This window comes from Pseudacidovorax intermedius, from assembly GCF_003350475.1.
GTDB lineage: Bacteria > Pseudomonadota > Gammaproteobacteria > Burkholderiales > Burkholderiaceae_C > Xenophilus > Xenophilus intermedius.
On sequence record NZ_QQAV01000007.1, the window covers coordinates 14260 to 27526 of the forward strand.

11 protein-coding genes are annotated in these 13267 nt (G+C 68.7%); 1 reads left to right on the forward strand and 10 read right to left on the reverse strand.

The annotated features are described in order from the left end of the window. Positions 1 to 28: 28 nt before the first annotated feature. From DFR41_RS17145 to DFR41_RS17185, 9 genes are read right to left on the reverse strand one after another with little or no spacing between them, the layout of a single operon-like run. The gene (locus tag DFR41_RS17145) at positions 29 to 955 is read right to left on the reverse strand and encodes a dihydrodipicolinate synthase family protein (protein ID WP_017760972.1); all 927 of its coding nucleotides are present in this window, start codon (positions 953 to 955) and stop codon (positions 29 to 31) included. A gap of 38 nt (positions 956 to 993) precedes the next feature. Further along, on the reverse strand, positions 994 to 2733 hold the full coding sequence (locus DFR41_RS17150) for an IlvD/Edd family dehydratase (RefSeq protein ID WP_114803630.1): 1740 nt from the start codon (positions 2731 to 2733) through the stop codon (positions 994 to 996). A gap of 45 nt (positions 2734 to 2778) precedes the next feature. Continuing rightward, entirely contained in the window at positions 2779 to 3810 is a 1032-nt protein-coding gene (gene yjfF, locus DFR41_RS17155) for a galactofuranose ABC transporter, permease protein YjfF (protein WP_211322615.1), read from the reverse strand. Next, positions 3807 to 4847, reverse strand: a complete 1041-nt coding sequence (locus tag DFR41_RS17160; protein ID WP_244917785.1) for an ABC transporter permease — start codon at positions 4845 to 4847, stop codon at positions 3807 to 3809. Before DFR41_RS17160 ends, yjfF begins: the two co-directional genes overlap by 4 nt. Position 4848: 1 nt before the next feature. Continuing rightward, positions 4849 to 6390 carry a sugar ABC transporter ATP-binding protein gene (locus tag DFR41_RS17165; RefSeq protein WP_114803633.1) on the reverse strand — a complete coding sequence of 514 codons (1542 nt, stop codon included), beginning with the start codon at positions 6388 to 6390 and terminating at the stop codon, positions 4849 to 4851. Positions 6391 to 6394: 4 nt separating this feature from the next. Then, positions 6395 to 7606 (reverse strand): multiple monosaccharide ABC transporter permease, encoded by a 1212-nt coding sequence (mmsB, locus tag DFR41_RS17170; protein ID WP_114803634.1) that lies wholly within the window; start codon positions 7604 to 7606, stop codon positions 6395 to 6397. After that, entirely contained in the window at positions 7603 to 9168 is a 1566-nt protein-coding gene (gene mmsA / locus DFR41_RS17175; protein ID WP_114803797.1) for a multiple monosaccharide ABC transporter ATP-binding protein, read from the reverse strand. The genes mmsB and mmsA overlap by 4 nt, the downstream gene beginning before the upstream one ends. Before the next feature lie 41 nt (positions 9169 to 9209). Then, on the reverse strand, positions 9210 to 10280 hold the full coding sequence (chvE, locus tag DFR41_RS17180; protein ID WP_017761361.1) for a multiple monosaccharide ABC transporter substrate-binding protein: 1071 nt from the start codon (positions 10278 to 10280) through the stop codon (positions 9210 to 9212). A gap of 21 nt (positions 10281 to 10301) precedes the next feature. Beyond that, on the reverse strand, positions 10302 to 11270 hold the full coding sequence (locus tag DFR41_RS17185; RefSeq protein WP_114803635.1) for an ABC transporter substrate-binding protein: 969 nt from the start codon (positions 11268 to 11270) through the stop codon (positions 10302 to 10304). 191 nt (positions 11271 to 11461) lie between these two features. Between DFR41_RS17185 and DFR41_RS17190 the strand changes: the two genes are divergently transcribed. After that, positions 11462 to 12424: a LysR family transcriptional regulator gene (locus tag DFR41_RS17190; RefSeq protein ID WP_114803636.1), complete on the forward strand. Its 963-nt coding sequence runs from the start codon at positions 11462 to 11464 to the stop codon at positions 12422 to 12424. A 6-nt stretch (positions 12425 to 12430) separates the two neighbouring features. Here the strand turns inward: DFR41_RS17190 and DFR41_RS17195 are convergent, their stop codons facing one another. Further along, entirely contained in the window at positions 12431 to 13225 is a 795-nt protein-coding gene (locus DFR41_RS17195) for an SDR family NAD(P)-dependent oxidoreductase (protein WP_114803637.1), read from the reverse strand. Between the last annotated feature and the right edge of the window lie 42 nt (positions 13226 to 13267).

Below are 13267 nucleotides of genomic sequence, written 5' to 3' on the forward strand. Positions count from 1 at the left end.
TGGTCCGGCGCCTTTCACGCCCGAACCTTCACCGCCCCCAGCGCAGCACCAGCGGATCCAGCCGCCGCGCGATGTCGATCAGCTCGCGGCGCGTGGCCGGGTGCATGGGCGGCAGCGGGTGTCGCGGCGCCTCGCAGGCGATCACGCCGCCTTCCTTCATCAGTGCCTTGGCGGCCAGCATGCCGGCCTGGCGGTTCTCGTGGTTGATCAGGGGCAGCCAGCGCTGATAGAGCGCGAAGGCGCCGTCCATGTCCCCGCGGCGATGCGCCTCCAGGATGGGGCGGATGCCGTCCGGAAAGCCGCCACCCGTCATCGCGCCCGTGGCGCCGGCATGCAGGTCGGCCAGCAGGGTGATGGCCTCCTCGCCGTCCCACGGGCCTTCGATGGCATCGCCGCCCAGCTGGATCAGCTCGCGCAGCTTGTTGGCGGCGCCGGCGGTCTCCATCTTGAAGTACGACACATGGTCGATCTCGCGCGCCATGCGGGCCAGGAAGCTTGGGCTCAGCACCGTGCCGCTGGCCGGCGCGTCCTGGACCATGATGGGGATGTCGATGGCGTCGGACACCTGCTGGTAGAAAGCCTGGATCTGCGCCTCGGGCACGCGGAAGGTGGCGCCATGGTAGGGCGGCATCACCATCACCATGGCGGCGCCCATGTCCTGCGCGCGGCGGCTGCGCTCGGCGCAGATGCGCGTGGCGTAGTGCGAGGTGGTGACGATCACCGGCACGCGGCCGGCCACATGCTCCAGCGCCGTGCGGGTGAGCACCTCGCGCTCCTGGTCCGACAGCGAGAACTGCTCCGAGAAGTTGGCCAGGATGGCCAGACCATCCACGCCGGCGTCGATCATGAAGTCGAGCGCGCGCTTCTGGCTGGGCAGGTCCAGCTCGCCGCTCTCGGTGAAGGTGGTGGGCACCACCGGGAAGATGCCGCGGTACGGGGTGGCGGGATGGGCCATGGGCGGGTCGCGTGTGGGCTGGTTTGAAGGGGGAAGACTCAGTGCGAATGGCGCGGCACCGCGGCGCCGCGGCAGCCCACCAGGAAGTCCAGGTCGCAGCCCTCGTCCGCCTGCAGCACATGCTCCACGTACAGCTTGCGGTAGCCGCCGCCGGGGGGGGGCAGGCTCTTCTGCACGTCAGCCATGCGGCTCGCGTATTCCTCGTCGGAGATGTCCAGGTGCAGCCGGCCGGCGTCGCTGTCCAGCTCGATCCAGTCGCCATCGCGCACCATGGCCAGGGGCCCCCCGGCCGCGGCCTCCGGGGCCACGTGCAGCACCACGGTGCCGTAGGCGGTGCCGCTCATGCGGGCATCCGAGATGCGCACCATGTCCTTGATGCCCTGGCGCAGGAGCTTGGGCGGAAGGCCCATGTTGCCCACCTCGGCCATGCCGGGGTAGCCGCGCGGGCCGCAGTTCTTGAGCACCAGCACCGAGTCGGCGTCGACGTCCAGGTCTTCGTCGACGATGCGCTCCTTGTAGTGCTCCAGGTTCTCGAACACCACGGCGCGGCCGCGGTGCTTGAGCAGGGTGGGCGTGGCGGCCGAGGGCTTGAGCACGGCGCCGCGCGGCGACAGGTTGCCGCGCAGCACGCGGATGCTGCCGTCGGCGATGAGGGGCTTGTCCAGCGGGCGGATGACCTCGGGGTCGTGGATGGGCGCCTCCCGCACGTTGTCCCACAGGCTGTGGCCGTTCACCGTCAGGGCCTCGGGATGCGGCAGCAGCCCGGCCTCGCCCATGCGGCGCAGCACGCCGGGCAGGCCGCCCGCGTAATAGAACTCCTCCATCAGGAAGCGGCCCGAAGGCATCAGGTCCACCAGTGTGGGCATGCCCTGGCCGACCCGCGTCCAGTCCTCCAGTTCCAGGTCCACGCCGATGCGTCCGGCGATGGCCTTGAGGTGGATCACTGCGTTGGTCGAGCCGCCGATGGCCGCGTTGGTGCGGATGGCGTTCTCGAAGGCCTGGCGGGTGAGGATCTTCGACAACGTGAGGTCGTCCTTGGCCATCTGCACGATGCGCTGGCCGGACAGGTGCGCCAGCACGTAGCGCCGCGCGTCCACGGCCGGAATGGCGGCGTTGTGCGGCAGCGTGACGCCCAGCGACTCGGCCATGCAGGCCATGGTCGAGGCCGTGCCCATGGTGTTGCAGGTGCCGGCCGAGCGCGACATGCCGGCTTCGGCCGAGAGGAACTTGTGCAGGTCGATCTCGCCCGCCTTGAGCGACTCGTGCAGCTGCCACACCGAGGTGCCCGAGCCGATGTTCTTGCCGTCGAGCTTGCCATTGAGCATGGGCCCGCCCGACACGACGATGGCCGGCACGTCGCAGCTGGCCGCGCCCATCAGCAGCGCGGGCGTGGTCTTGTCGCAGCCGGCCAGCAGCACCACCGCGTCGATGGGGTTGCCGCGGATGGCCTCTTCCACATCCATGGCCGCGAGGTTGCGGGTGAGCATGGCGGTGGGCCGCAGGTTGGACTCGCCGTTGGAGAACACCGGGAACTCCACCGGAAAGCCGCCTGCCTCGTACACGCCGCGCCGCACATGCTCGGCGATCTTGCGGAAGTGCGCATTGCAGGGCGTCAGCTCCGACCAGGTGTTGCAGATGCCGATCACCGGCCGGCCGTCGAACTCATGGTCGGGGAAGCCCTGGTTCTTCATCCAGCTGCGGTACATGAAGCCGTTCTTGTCGTTGTGGCCGAACCACTCGGTGGAGCGCAGCTTTTTCTTGGGGGTTGTGTCGGACATGGTGGCTTTCAGGAGGACGGAGGCGACGGTCGGAAAGGAATGGGTTCAACGGCGGCCGGCACGCAGCGACACCACGCGCTGCAGCAGGCAGAAGGCGAAGAGCAGCAGGCCGACGACGATGCGCGTCCACCACGAGCTCAGGGTGCCGTCGAAGGCGATGAGGGTCTGGATCACGCCCAGCATCAGCACGCCGAACAGCGTGCCGGCCACATAGCCGACGCCGCCGCTCAGCAGCGTGCCGCCGATCACCACCGCGGCGATGGCGTCCAGCTCCAGCCCCACGGCATGAAGGCCGTAGCCGGAGAGCATGTAGAAGGTGAACAGCACACCGGCCAGCGCCGAGCACAGGCCCGACAGCGCATAGACGCCGACGAGGGTGCGGCGCACCGGCAGTCCCATGAGGTGGGCCGAATGCTCGTTGCCGCCGATGGCGTACACCGTGCGGCCGAAGGGCGTGCAGTGGGCCACGTACATCGCCACCAGCAGCACCGCCACGCCGATCACGGCGCCGAGCGACAGCGACGTCTCCGCGAAGAAGGGCACACGCAGCTGGGCCAGCTCGGTGTAGGCCTCGCTGGTGATGCTGATCGAATCGATGCTGATCAGGTAGCACAGCCCGCGCGCCAGGAACATGCCGGCCAGCGTGACGATGAAGGGCTGAAGCCGGAAGCGCTCGATCAGGAGGCCCATGAAAGCACCGAAGGCCGTGCCCATCACCAGCACCACGGCGATGGCGGGTGCGGGGCTCCAGCCGTGTTGCTCCACCAGCGTGGCTAGCACCATGGTCGAGAAGGCAATCACCGAGCCCACCGACAGGTCGATGCCGCCGGTGAGGATGACGAAGGTCATGCCCACCGCCACCACCAGCAGGAAGCTGTTGTCGATCAGCAGGTTCAAGAAGACCTGCAGCGAGAAGAAGCCGTCGTAGCGCAACGAGCCGGCCAGCACCACCGCCGCGAAGAGCGAGATGGTGGCGGCCAGGGGCAGGTACTTGGGGTCGAGCCGGCGGCGTGGTCGTGCCGGCGTCATGGACCTTGCCTTGTCGGCGGCGCGGGCGGTGGGCAACACGGCGCTCATCGCAGCTGCTCCCGCGGCGCCGGCCGCACCGCCAGGGTGCGCAACATGGCGCGGAATTCGGCGGACTGCAGCAGCATCACGACGAATACCACCGCCGCCTTGACCACCAGGTTGATCTCGGGCGGCACGCCCAGCGAGTAGATGGCATAGGTCAGCGTCTGGATGATCAGCGCACCGATGGCGCTGCCCACCAGGCTGAAGCGCCCGCCGGTGAGCAGCGTGCCGCCCAGCGTCACGGCCAGGATGGCGTCCAGCTCCATCAGCTGGCCGGCGTTGTTGCCGTCCGCGCTCTTGACGTTGGAGCTGATCAGCAGCCCCGCGATGCCGGCGCACACCCCGCACACCGCATAGCAGCCGACGATCAGCCGCCGCGCCTTCACGCCCGCCACCCGCGCCGCCGTCGGGTTGATGCCCACGGCCTGGATGAACAGGCCCAGCGCCGTGCGGGTGCAGGCCAGGCCCAGCAGCGCGAGCACGGCCGCCGCCACGTACACCGAGAAAGGCAGGCCGAGCAGGTAGCCGCCGCCGATGAAGAAGAAGGGCTTGTAGTAGATGGTCAGGATCTGCCCGTCGGTGATCAGCTGCGCCAGGCCGCGGCCGGCCACCATCAGGATCAGCGTCGCAATGATGGGCTGCATGCCGATGGCGCCCACCAGCAGGCCGTTCCACAGCCCGCACAGCAGGGCCACGCCCAGGGCGCCGGCCACCGCCAGCGGCAGGCCGAAGCGGGCGTTCTGGCCATCGACCGCGCCGCCGATCAGCCAGGCAGCCACGGCCGCGCAGATGGCGACCACCGCGCCCACCGAGATGTCGATGCCCCGCGTGGCGATCACCAGCGTCATGCCCAGCGACACCACCACCAGCGGCGCCGCGCGGTTGAGGATGTCGACCAGGCTGCCGTAGAGGTGGCCGTCGCGCCACTCCAGGTGCAGGAAGCCCGGGTTGAAGCCGGCGTTGACGGCCAGCAGCAGCGCCAGCGTGAGCAGCGGCCAGGCCAGGCGGTGCTGCATCAGTCGTGAGAGGAGGGAAGGAGGCATGTCAGTGCGCCGGCTCCGCGGCGATGAGTTCGTACACGTCGTCCTCGCTGCTGCCGGCGGGCAGCTCGCCCACCTTCGCGCGGTCGCGCAGCACGACGATGCGGTGGGCGACGCGCACCACCTCGCTGATCTCGGACGAGATGAACAGCACCGCCATGCCCGCCTTCGCGAGCTGGAGGATCTGTTCCATGATTTCCTGCTTGGCCGCCACATCGATGCCGCGCGTGGGCTCGTCCAGGATCAGCAGCCGCGGCGCCGTGGCCAGCCAGCGCGCGATCACGGCCTTCTGCTGGTTGCCGCCGGAAAGCAGCCCGATCGGCGTGTCGATGCTGGCGGTCTTGATGCCCAGCGCCGCGACGTAATGCTCGGCCATGCGCACCTGCTCGGCATGGGGAATGAAGTGCAGCGCGCCGCGCCGGGCCTGCAGGGCCAGCGCGATGTTCTCGCGCACCGACAGCTCGGCCACGATGCCGTCGGTCTTGCGCTCCTCGGGGCACAGCGCCAGGCCGGCGGCGATGGCCTCGGTGGGGCTGCCGAAGCGCTGCGCCTGGCCGTCGATCCACAGCGTGCCGCTGTCGGCCGCCTCCAGCCCGAAGAGCAGACGGGCCAGCTCGGTGCGGCCCGCGCCCAGCAGGCCGGCCAGGCCCACCACCTCGCCGGCGCGCACCTGCAGGTCGACGGGATGCAGTTGCGCCTTCTGGCCCAGGCCTTCGGCCTTGAGCAGCGGCGTCTCACCGACAGCAGCCGCTGGCAGCGCGGCCGACTGGCCCTGCGCCGCGGCCAGCTCGCGGCCCACCATGGCCGAGATCAGCGCCGGCGCCGGCAGCTCGGCCGTCGGCCATTCGCCCACGAAGCGGCCGTTGCGCAGCACGGTGATGCGGTCCGACACGGCATACACCTGGTTCATGAAATGGGTGACGAAGACGATGGCCAGGCCCTCGTCCCGCAGCCGGCGCATCACCTCGAAGAGCTTGCGCACCTCGTCGTCGTCCAGGCTGGAGGTGGGCTCGTCCAGGATCAGCACCCGCGCATCCACCCCCAGCGCGCGGGCGATGGAGACCAGCTGCTGCACCGCTACCGGGTAGCTGGCCAGCAGCCGCGTCACGTCGATGTCCAGCCCCACCCGCGCCAGCAGCGCGCGGGCGCCTTTGTTGACCGCGGCCCAGTCGATGCGCCGGCCCTGCATCAGGCCGCGGCGCGGGTAGCGGCCGGCGAACACGTTCTCGGCCACCGACAGGTTGGGGCAGAGGTTCACTTCCTGGTAGACGGTGCTGATGCCCAGCGCCTGCGCATGCGCGGGCGAGGTCGGCACGATGGGCGCGCCCGCCAGCACCATGCGGCCGTCGTTGGCCGGGAAGACGCCGGTGAGCACCTTGATCAGCGTGGACTTGCCCGCGCCGTTCTGGCCCATCAGCGCATGGATCTCGCCGGGGTACAGGCGCAGCTGCACGTCCTGCAGCACCGGAACGCTGCCGAAGCGCTTGCCGATGCCGCTCAGTTCAAGCACCGGCGCGGCGGTTGGGAAAGAGGGGACAGCAGCCATGGCTTCAGCGGTTCTTGTGCCAGACGTCGATGAACACGGCGGCCAGCAGCACCAGCCCCTTGATCACCTGCTGGTAGTCGATGCCGATGCCCATGATCGACATGCCGTTGTTCATCACGCCCATGACGAAGGCGCCGATCACCGCGCCGGTGACCTTGCCCACGCCACCCGAGGCCGAGGCGCCGCCGATGAAGCAGGCGGCGATCACGTCCAGCTCGAAACCCAGGCCGGCCTTGGGCGTGGCCGTGTTCAGGCGCGCCGCGAACACCAGGCCGGCCAGCGCCGCCAGCACGCCCATGTTGACGAAGGCATAGAAGCTCAGCCGCCGCGTGTCGATGCCCGACAGCCGTGCCGCCTTCTCGTTGCCGCCGAGGGCGTACACGCGCCGGCCCAGCACCGTGCGGCGCGTGACGAAGTCGAACAGCACGATCAGCACTGCCATCACCACCAGCACATTGGGCAGGCCGCGGTACGAGGCCATCATCCAGGCGAAGCCGATCAGCAGGCCCGCAAAGATCAGCGTCTTGGCGGCGAAGAAGCCGGCCGGCTCGCCGGCGATGCCGTGCGCCTGCTGGCGCTGCCGCGCCCGCCAGCCGGCGATCGCGAAGGCCGCCGCCATGGCCGCGCCCAGTAGCACAGACGTCAGCCGCAGCCCCTGGTTGCCGAAGGCGTCGGGGATGAAGCCCGAACTCAGCCGCTGAAACGTGTCGGGAAAGGGCCCCACCGACTGGCCCTGCAGCAGCGCCAGCGCCAGGCCCTTGAACACCAGCATGCCGGCCAGCGTGACGATGAAGGAGGGAATGCGCGCATAGGCCACGAACCAGCCCTGCGCGGCCCCGATCAGCGCGCCGCCCACCAGGCAGGCCAGCGCGGCGGGGATCACCGGCCAGTCGTGGTTGACCATCAGCACCGCCGCCAGCGCGCCGATGAAGCCGCTGACCGAGCCGACCGACAGGTCGATGTGGCCCGCCACGATCACCAGCAGCATGCCCAGCGCCATGATGACGATGTAGCTGTTCTGCAGCACCAGGTTGGTGAGGTTGAGCGGCTGCATCAGCGTGCCGTCGGTCAGCACCTGGAACAGCACCATGATCGCGACCAGGCACACCAGCATGCCGTACTCGCGGAAGTTGTGGCGCAGGAAGGCGGCGGTGGAAGGTGCCGGCGCGGCCACCGGTGCGGTGGCGCGGGGGAGGGAGGCGGCGTTGTCGGTCATGCAAGGGCTTCCGTCTTGAGCGCCGGCCCGCGTGCGGCGGCATGGCCGCGCACGATGGCGCCCATGATCCGCTCCTGCGTGGCCTCGGCCGTGGGCATCTCGCCGACGAAGCGGCCTTCGTTCATCACGTAGATGCGGTCGGTGATGCCCAGCAGCTCGGGCATCTCGGAGGAAATGACGATCACGCAGCGGCCCTGGGCGGCCAACTCGGCGACGAGCGTGTAGATCTCGTACTTGGCGCCGACGTCGATGCCGCGCGTCGGCTCGTCGAGGATCAGCACCCGGGGCTCGGTGAACAGCCACTTGCCCAGCACCACCTTCTGCTGGTTGCCGCCCGACAGGTTGAGCGTTTTCTGCAGCACGTCGGGCGTGCGGATGCGCATGGCGCGGCGGAAGCGCTCGGCCACGGCCGTGTCCTGAAGCGGGTCGATCACGCCGGCGCGCGACACGCCCTTCAGGTGGGCGAGAGACGTGTTGAAGCGGATGCTCTCGTCCAGCACCAGGCCGGCGCCCTTGCGGTCCTCGGTCACATAGGCCAGACCCTGGGCGATGGCTCTGCCGACGGTGCTGACGTCGACCTCGCGGCCGTCGATGCGCACCGTGCCGGCGATGCGCTGGCCCCAGCTGCGGCCGAACACGCTCATGGCGAACTCGGTGCGGCCGGCGCCCATCAGGCCGGCGATGCCCACCACCTCGCCGCGGCGCACATGCAGATTCAGTTCCTGCAGGAACGGGCGCTCGGGCCGCTGCGGATGGTGCGCATGCCAGTCGCGCACCTCGAAGCCCACGTCGCCGATGGTCGGCGTGCGCGGCGGATAGCGGTCGGCCATGGCGCGGCCGACCATGGCGCGGATCACCTCGTTCTCGTCCACCGGGCCGGCGCTGCAGTCGAGGGTCTGCACGCTGCTGCCGTCGCGCAGCACGGTCACCGCGTCGGCCACGCGGGCGATCTCATTGAGCTTGTGCGAGATCAGGATGCAGGTAATGCCCTGCGCGCGCAGCTCCATCAGCAGGTCCAGCAGGGCCTGGCTGTCGTTTTCGTTGAGGCTGGCGGTGGGTTCGTCCAGGATCAGCAGGCGCACCTGCTTGGCCAGGGCCTTGGCGATCTCCACCAGTTGCTGCTGGCCGATGCCCAGGTCGCCCACCGGCGTCTCCGGCGACATCCGCAGGCCCACCTTGGCCAGCAGCGCGCGGGTGCGGCGGTGCGCCTCGGTCCAGTCGATGATGCCGCCCCGTGCCACCTCGTTGCCCAGGAACAGGTTCTCCGCGATGGAGAGCATGGGCACCAGCGCCAGCTCCTGGTGGATGATGATGATGCCGGCGCGCTCGCTGTCGTGGATGCCGCCGAAGCGCTGCACCTGGCCGTCGTAGACGATGTCGCCCTCGTACTCGCCGTGCGGATAGACGCCGCTGAGCACCTTCATCAGCGTGGACTTGCCGGCGCCGTTCTCGCCGACCAGTGCGTGGATCTTTCCGGCTTCCACACCCAGCTCCACCCGGTCCAGGGCCACGACCCCGGGAAAGGTCTTGCGGATGTGGCGCATCTCAAGCAGGAATGTCATGGCATGCGGCCGGTGCACGTCGCCGCGCACCGGCGCCTGGGTCACTTGAACTGCGAGGCCTTGTAGTAGCCGCTGCCCACCAGCACCGACTCCCAGTTGCTCTTGTCCACGCTCACGGGTTTGAGCAGGTACGACGGCACCACCTTCACGCCGTTGTTGTAGGTCTTGGTGTCGTTGACCTGCGGCTGCTTGCCCGAGACGACGGCGTCCACCATGTCGGCCGTGACCTTGGCCAGCTCGCGCGTGTCCTTGAACACGCTAGAGGACTGCTCGCCGCGCAGGATCGACTTGACCGAGGGCACCTCGGCGTCCTGCCCGCTCACCACGGGGCAGGGCTGCTGCGCGGTGCAGTAGCCCACGCCCTTGAGCGAGGAGAGGATGCCGATGGACAGCCCGTCGTACGGCGAGAGCACGGCGTCGACGCGGGCGTTGCCGTAGAAGGCCGACAGCAGGTTGTCCATGCGGGCCTGCGCCACCGCGCCGTCCCAGCGCAGCGTGCCCACCTTGTCCATGCCCATCTGCTTGCTGCGCACCACCAGCTTGCCGCTGTCGATGTAGGGCTTGAGCACGCTCATCGCCCCGTCGTAGAAGAAGAAGGCGTTGTTGTCGTCGGGCGAGCCGCCGAACAGCTCGATGTTGAAGGGGCCCTTGCCCTGCTTGAGGCCCAGCTTGTCGACGATGGAATTGGCCTGCAGCACGCCGACCTGGAAGTTGTCGAAGGTCGCGTAGTAGTCGACGTTCTTGCTGTTGCGGATCAACCGGTCGTAGGCGATGACCTTGATGCCCCGGTCGGCCGCATTCTGCAGCGCCTTGCCGAGCGTGGTGCCGTCGATGGAGGCGATCACCAGCACCTTGGCGCCGCGGGTGATCATGTTCTCGATCTGCGCCAGCTGGTTGGGGATGTCGTCCTCGGCGTACTGCAGGTCGGTCTTGTAGCCCCGATCCTTCAGCACCTTGACCATGTTGTCGCCGTCGGCAATCCATCGGGCCGAGGACTTGGTCGGCATGGCGATGCCGACCAGGCCCTTGTCCTGGGCATGGGCGAAGGGTGTCAGCAAGGTGGTGGCCAGCGCTGCGCCGGCCATGATCGACTTGAGGAAGGTGCGCTTCATGTTGTTGTGCTCCCTCGGCGATCAGTACTTGCGTTTCGGGAACTCGGCGGCGGCCGTTTCCATGGGGAAGATGCCCTCTTCCGTCACGATGCGCTTGGCCACCGGCTTGCCTGCCACGATGTCCTTGACGGCCGTCATCAGCTGCGGGCCCAACAGCGGCGAGCACTCGACGGACACGTTGAGCTTGCCGGCCATCATGGCCTCGAAGGCGCCCTTGACCGCGTCGACCGAGATGATGGTGATGTCCTTGGCCGGCTTCAGGCCCGCCTCCTCGATGGCCTGGATGGCGCCGATGGCCATGTCGTCGTTGTGCGCGTAGAGCACGTTGATGCCGTTCTTGCCCTCGGCCTTCAGGAAGGCTTCCATCACCTCCTTGCCCTTGGCGCGGGTGAAGTCGCCGGTCTGCGAGCGCACGATCTTGAACTTGGGATCGGCCTTGATGATTTCCTCGAAGCCCTTCTTGCGGTCGATGGCGGGGGCCGAGCCCACGGTGCCCTGCAGCTCGACGATGCGCACCTCGCCCTTCTGGTCCTTCATCTTTTCCACCAGCCAGCGGCCGGCCTTGCGGCCTTCCTCGACGAAGTCGGAGCCCATGAAGGTGACGTAGAGCGAGGTGTCCTTGGTGTTGACGGCGCGGTCCGTCAGCACCACCGGGATCTTGGCGGCCTTGGCTTCGCGCAGCACGTTGTCCCAGCCGGTCTCGACCACGGGCGAGAAGGCGATCACGTCCACCTTCTGCGCGATGAAGGCGCGGATGGCCTTGATCTGGTTTTCCTGCTTCTGCTGCGCGTCGGAGAACTTGAGCTCGATGCCCGCGTCCTTGGCGGCCGACTTGATCGATTCCGTATTGGCGGTGCGCCATTCGCTTTCGGCGCCCACCTGGCTGAAGCCGAGCACGATCTTCTTCTGGGCCCAGGCGGCGCTGGGCAGCGCCATGGCGAGGGGCAGGCCGGCGGCCAGGGCGACGATCTGACGACGGGAGGGGCGCATGGGTTGTCTCCTGATGAAGGAATCGATGGTGTTGTGGGCGCCGTGCGGCGCACCCGCACCGCATCGAACGTGTGGGCAGTGTATGAAGCAAAAAAATATCCATCCAATGGTTTTTTGAAGAGAATGGATATCAATCGGAGCATTCGCACAAACCCTCGCCGCCCGTCGGTGACACCGCCATTCCTTCCTCGATGACCAGCCCCTCGACGTCCAACCCGCACTGGTTCCTGCGCGCCCGCCTCAAGACGCGGCAGCTGCTGCTGCTCACGGCCCTGGCCGACGAGGGCAACATCCACGCCGCCGCCCGCGCGCTCAACATCACACAGCCCGCGGCCAGCAAGCTGCTCAAGGACCTGGAGGACGTGCTGGAGGTGCCGCTGTTCGAGCGCCTGCCCCGGGGCATGCGGCCCACCTGGTACGGCGAGACCATGATCCGCCACGCCCGTCAGGCGCTGGCCAGCCTCAACCAGGCGCATGAAGAGCTGATGTCGCTCAAGGCGGGCCGCTACGGCCAGGTGGGCGTGGGCGCGATCACCTCACCCGGCCTTGCGCTGCTGCCGCAGGCGGTGGCGGCCGTGAAGCGCGAGCAGCCGAGCCTGCGCGTGGTGCTGGAGATCGAGACCAGCCCGGTGCTGGTCGACTACCTGCGCCAGGGCCGGCTGGACATCCTGGTGGCGCGCATCTTTGCCGACGACGACAAGTCCAACCTGCGCTACGAGCCGCTGACGGGCGAGCCCGTATGTGCGGTGGCGCGGCCCGGCCATCCGCTGTCGAGCGCGGCCGGGCTCACGCTGGGCGACGTGGCGACCCGGCCGTGGATCGTGCCGCCCGCGGGCAGCGTGCTGCGGCACCGCTTCGACCTGATGTTCCAGGAGGCCGGCCTTGCCCCGCCCTTCGACGTGGTCGAGACCGCGGCCCTGCTGTTCATCACCCGCATGCTGCAGCAGAGCGACATGCTGTGCGTGATGGCCACGGAAGTGGCGCGCTATTACGCGGGCCACGGCATCCTGAGCATCCTGCCGCTGGACATGCCCTGCCACATGGACGACTTCGGCCTCATCACCCGCACCGACCGCCAGCTGTCGCCGGGCGCCACGCTGCTGATGCAGGCACTGCGCACCGCCTGCCGGCCCGTCTACGGCCTCAGTCCCTGAAAGGGGTCAAACCCACCCCGCATCCACGGTGAACTCCTGCGCCGTGCACATGCGCCCCGCGTCGCTGGCCAGGAAGGCCACCATGTGCGCGATGTCCTGCGGCGCCAGGCGGTCGGGCAGGCACTGGTTGCGGGCGAGCTCCTTTTCGCCTTCGGCATCCAGCCACAGCGCGATCTGCCGCTCGGTCATCACCCAGCCCGGCGAGACGGTGTTGATGCGGATGCGGTCCTGCCCCAGCGTGCGGGCCAGCCCGCGCGTCAGGCCATTCACCGACGACTTGGCGATGGCATAGCAGGGATAGCCGCTGCCCTTGCCCTGCCAGCCGGTGGAGCCCAGGTTGATCACCGATCCGCCGCCCAGCCGGCGCATGCCGGGCACCACCGACTGGATCGCGAAGAAGGCCGGTCGCTCGTTGATGGCCATGCGCTCGTCGTAGTACTGCGGCGTCACCGATTCGAGCGTGTGCCGGTCGTCGCTGGCCACGTTGTTGACGAGCACATGGAAGTCGCCCAGTGCCGTGGCGGCGTCGGCGATGGCGGCCTGCAGCGCGGGCACGTCGCGCACATCGCAGCGCCGCCACCAGGGCGTCGGCAGGCCTTCGGCGGCCAGCGCCTCCGCCACCGCCCGGCTCGGTGCCTCGGCGATGTCGACGAAAGCGACCTGCATGCCCTGGCGGGCCAGCTCGCCCACGATGGCGGCGCCGATGCCGCTGCCCCCGCCGGTAACGAAGGCGCGGCGGCCCTGAAGACCCGGGTAGCGAGCGGAAGCGGTGCCGGAGGTGTTCGATGATGGGATATTCATTGTTGTATCGAAGGAGGTCAATAAATCATGCAACGATCATCA

Bases quoted from the DNA above. Each gene is read 5' to 3' on its own strand.
- mmsA (WP_114803797.1), bottom strand. From the start codon at position 9,168: ATGACATTCCTGCTTGAGATGCGCCACATCCGCAAGACCTTTCCCGGG.
- DFR41_RS17160 (WP_244917785.1), bottom strand. From the start codon at position 4,847: ATGCCTCCTTCCCTCCTCTCACGACTGATGCAGCACCGCCTGGCCTGG.
- DFR41_RS17195 (WP_114803637.1), bottom strand. From the start codon at position 13,225: ATGAATATCCCATCATCGAACACCTCCGGCACCGCTTCCGCTCGCTAC.
- mmsB (WP_114803634.1), bottom strand. From the start codon at position 7,606: ATGACCGACAACGCCGCCTCCCTCCCCCGCGCCACCGCACCGGTGGCC.
- DFR41_RS17190 (WP_114803636.1), top strand. From the start codon at position 11,462: ATGACCAGCCCCTCGACGTCCAACCCGCACTGGTTCCTGCGCGCCCGC.
- DFR41_RS17145 (WP_017760972.1), bottom strand. From the start codon at position 955: ATGGCCCATCCCGCCACCCCGTACCGCGGCATCTTCCCGGTGGTGCCC.
- DFR41_RS17185 (WP_114803635.1), bottom strand. From the start codon at position 11,270: ATGCGCCCCTCCCGTCGTCAGATCGTCGCCCTGGCCGCCGGCCTGCCC.
- DFR41_RS17150 (WP_114803630.1), bottom strand. From the start codon at position 2,733: ATGTCCGACACAACCCCCAAGAAAAAGCTGCGCTCCACCGAGTGGTTC.
- chvE (WP_017761361.1), bottom strand. From the start codon at position 10,280: ATGAAGCGCACCTTCCTCAAGTCGATCATGGCCGGCGCAGCGCTGGCC.
- yjfF (WP_211322615.1), bottom strand. From the start codon at position 3,810: ATGAGCGCCGTGTTGCCCACCGCCCGCGCCGCCGACAAGGCAAGGTCC.
- DFR41_RS17165 (WP_114803633.1), bottom strand. From the start codon at position 6,390: ATGGCTGCTGTCCCCTCTTTCCCAACCGCCGCGCCGGTGCTTGAACTG.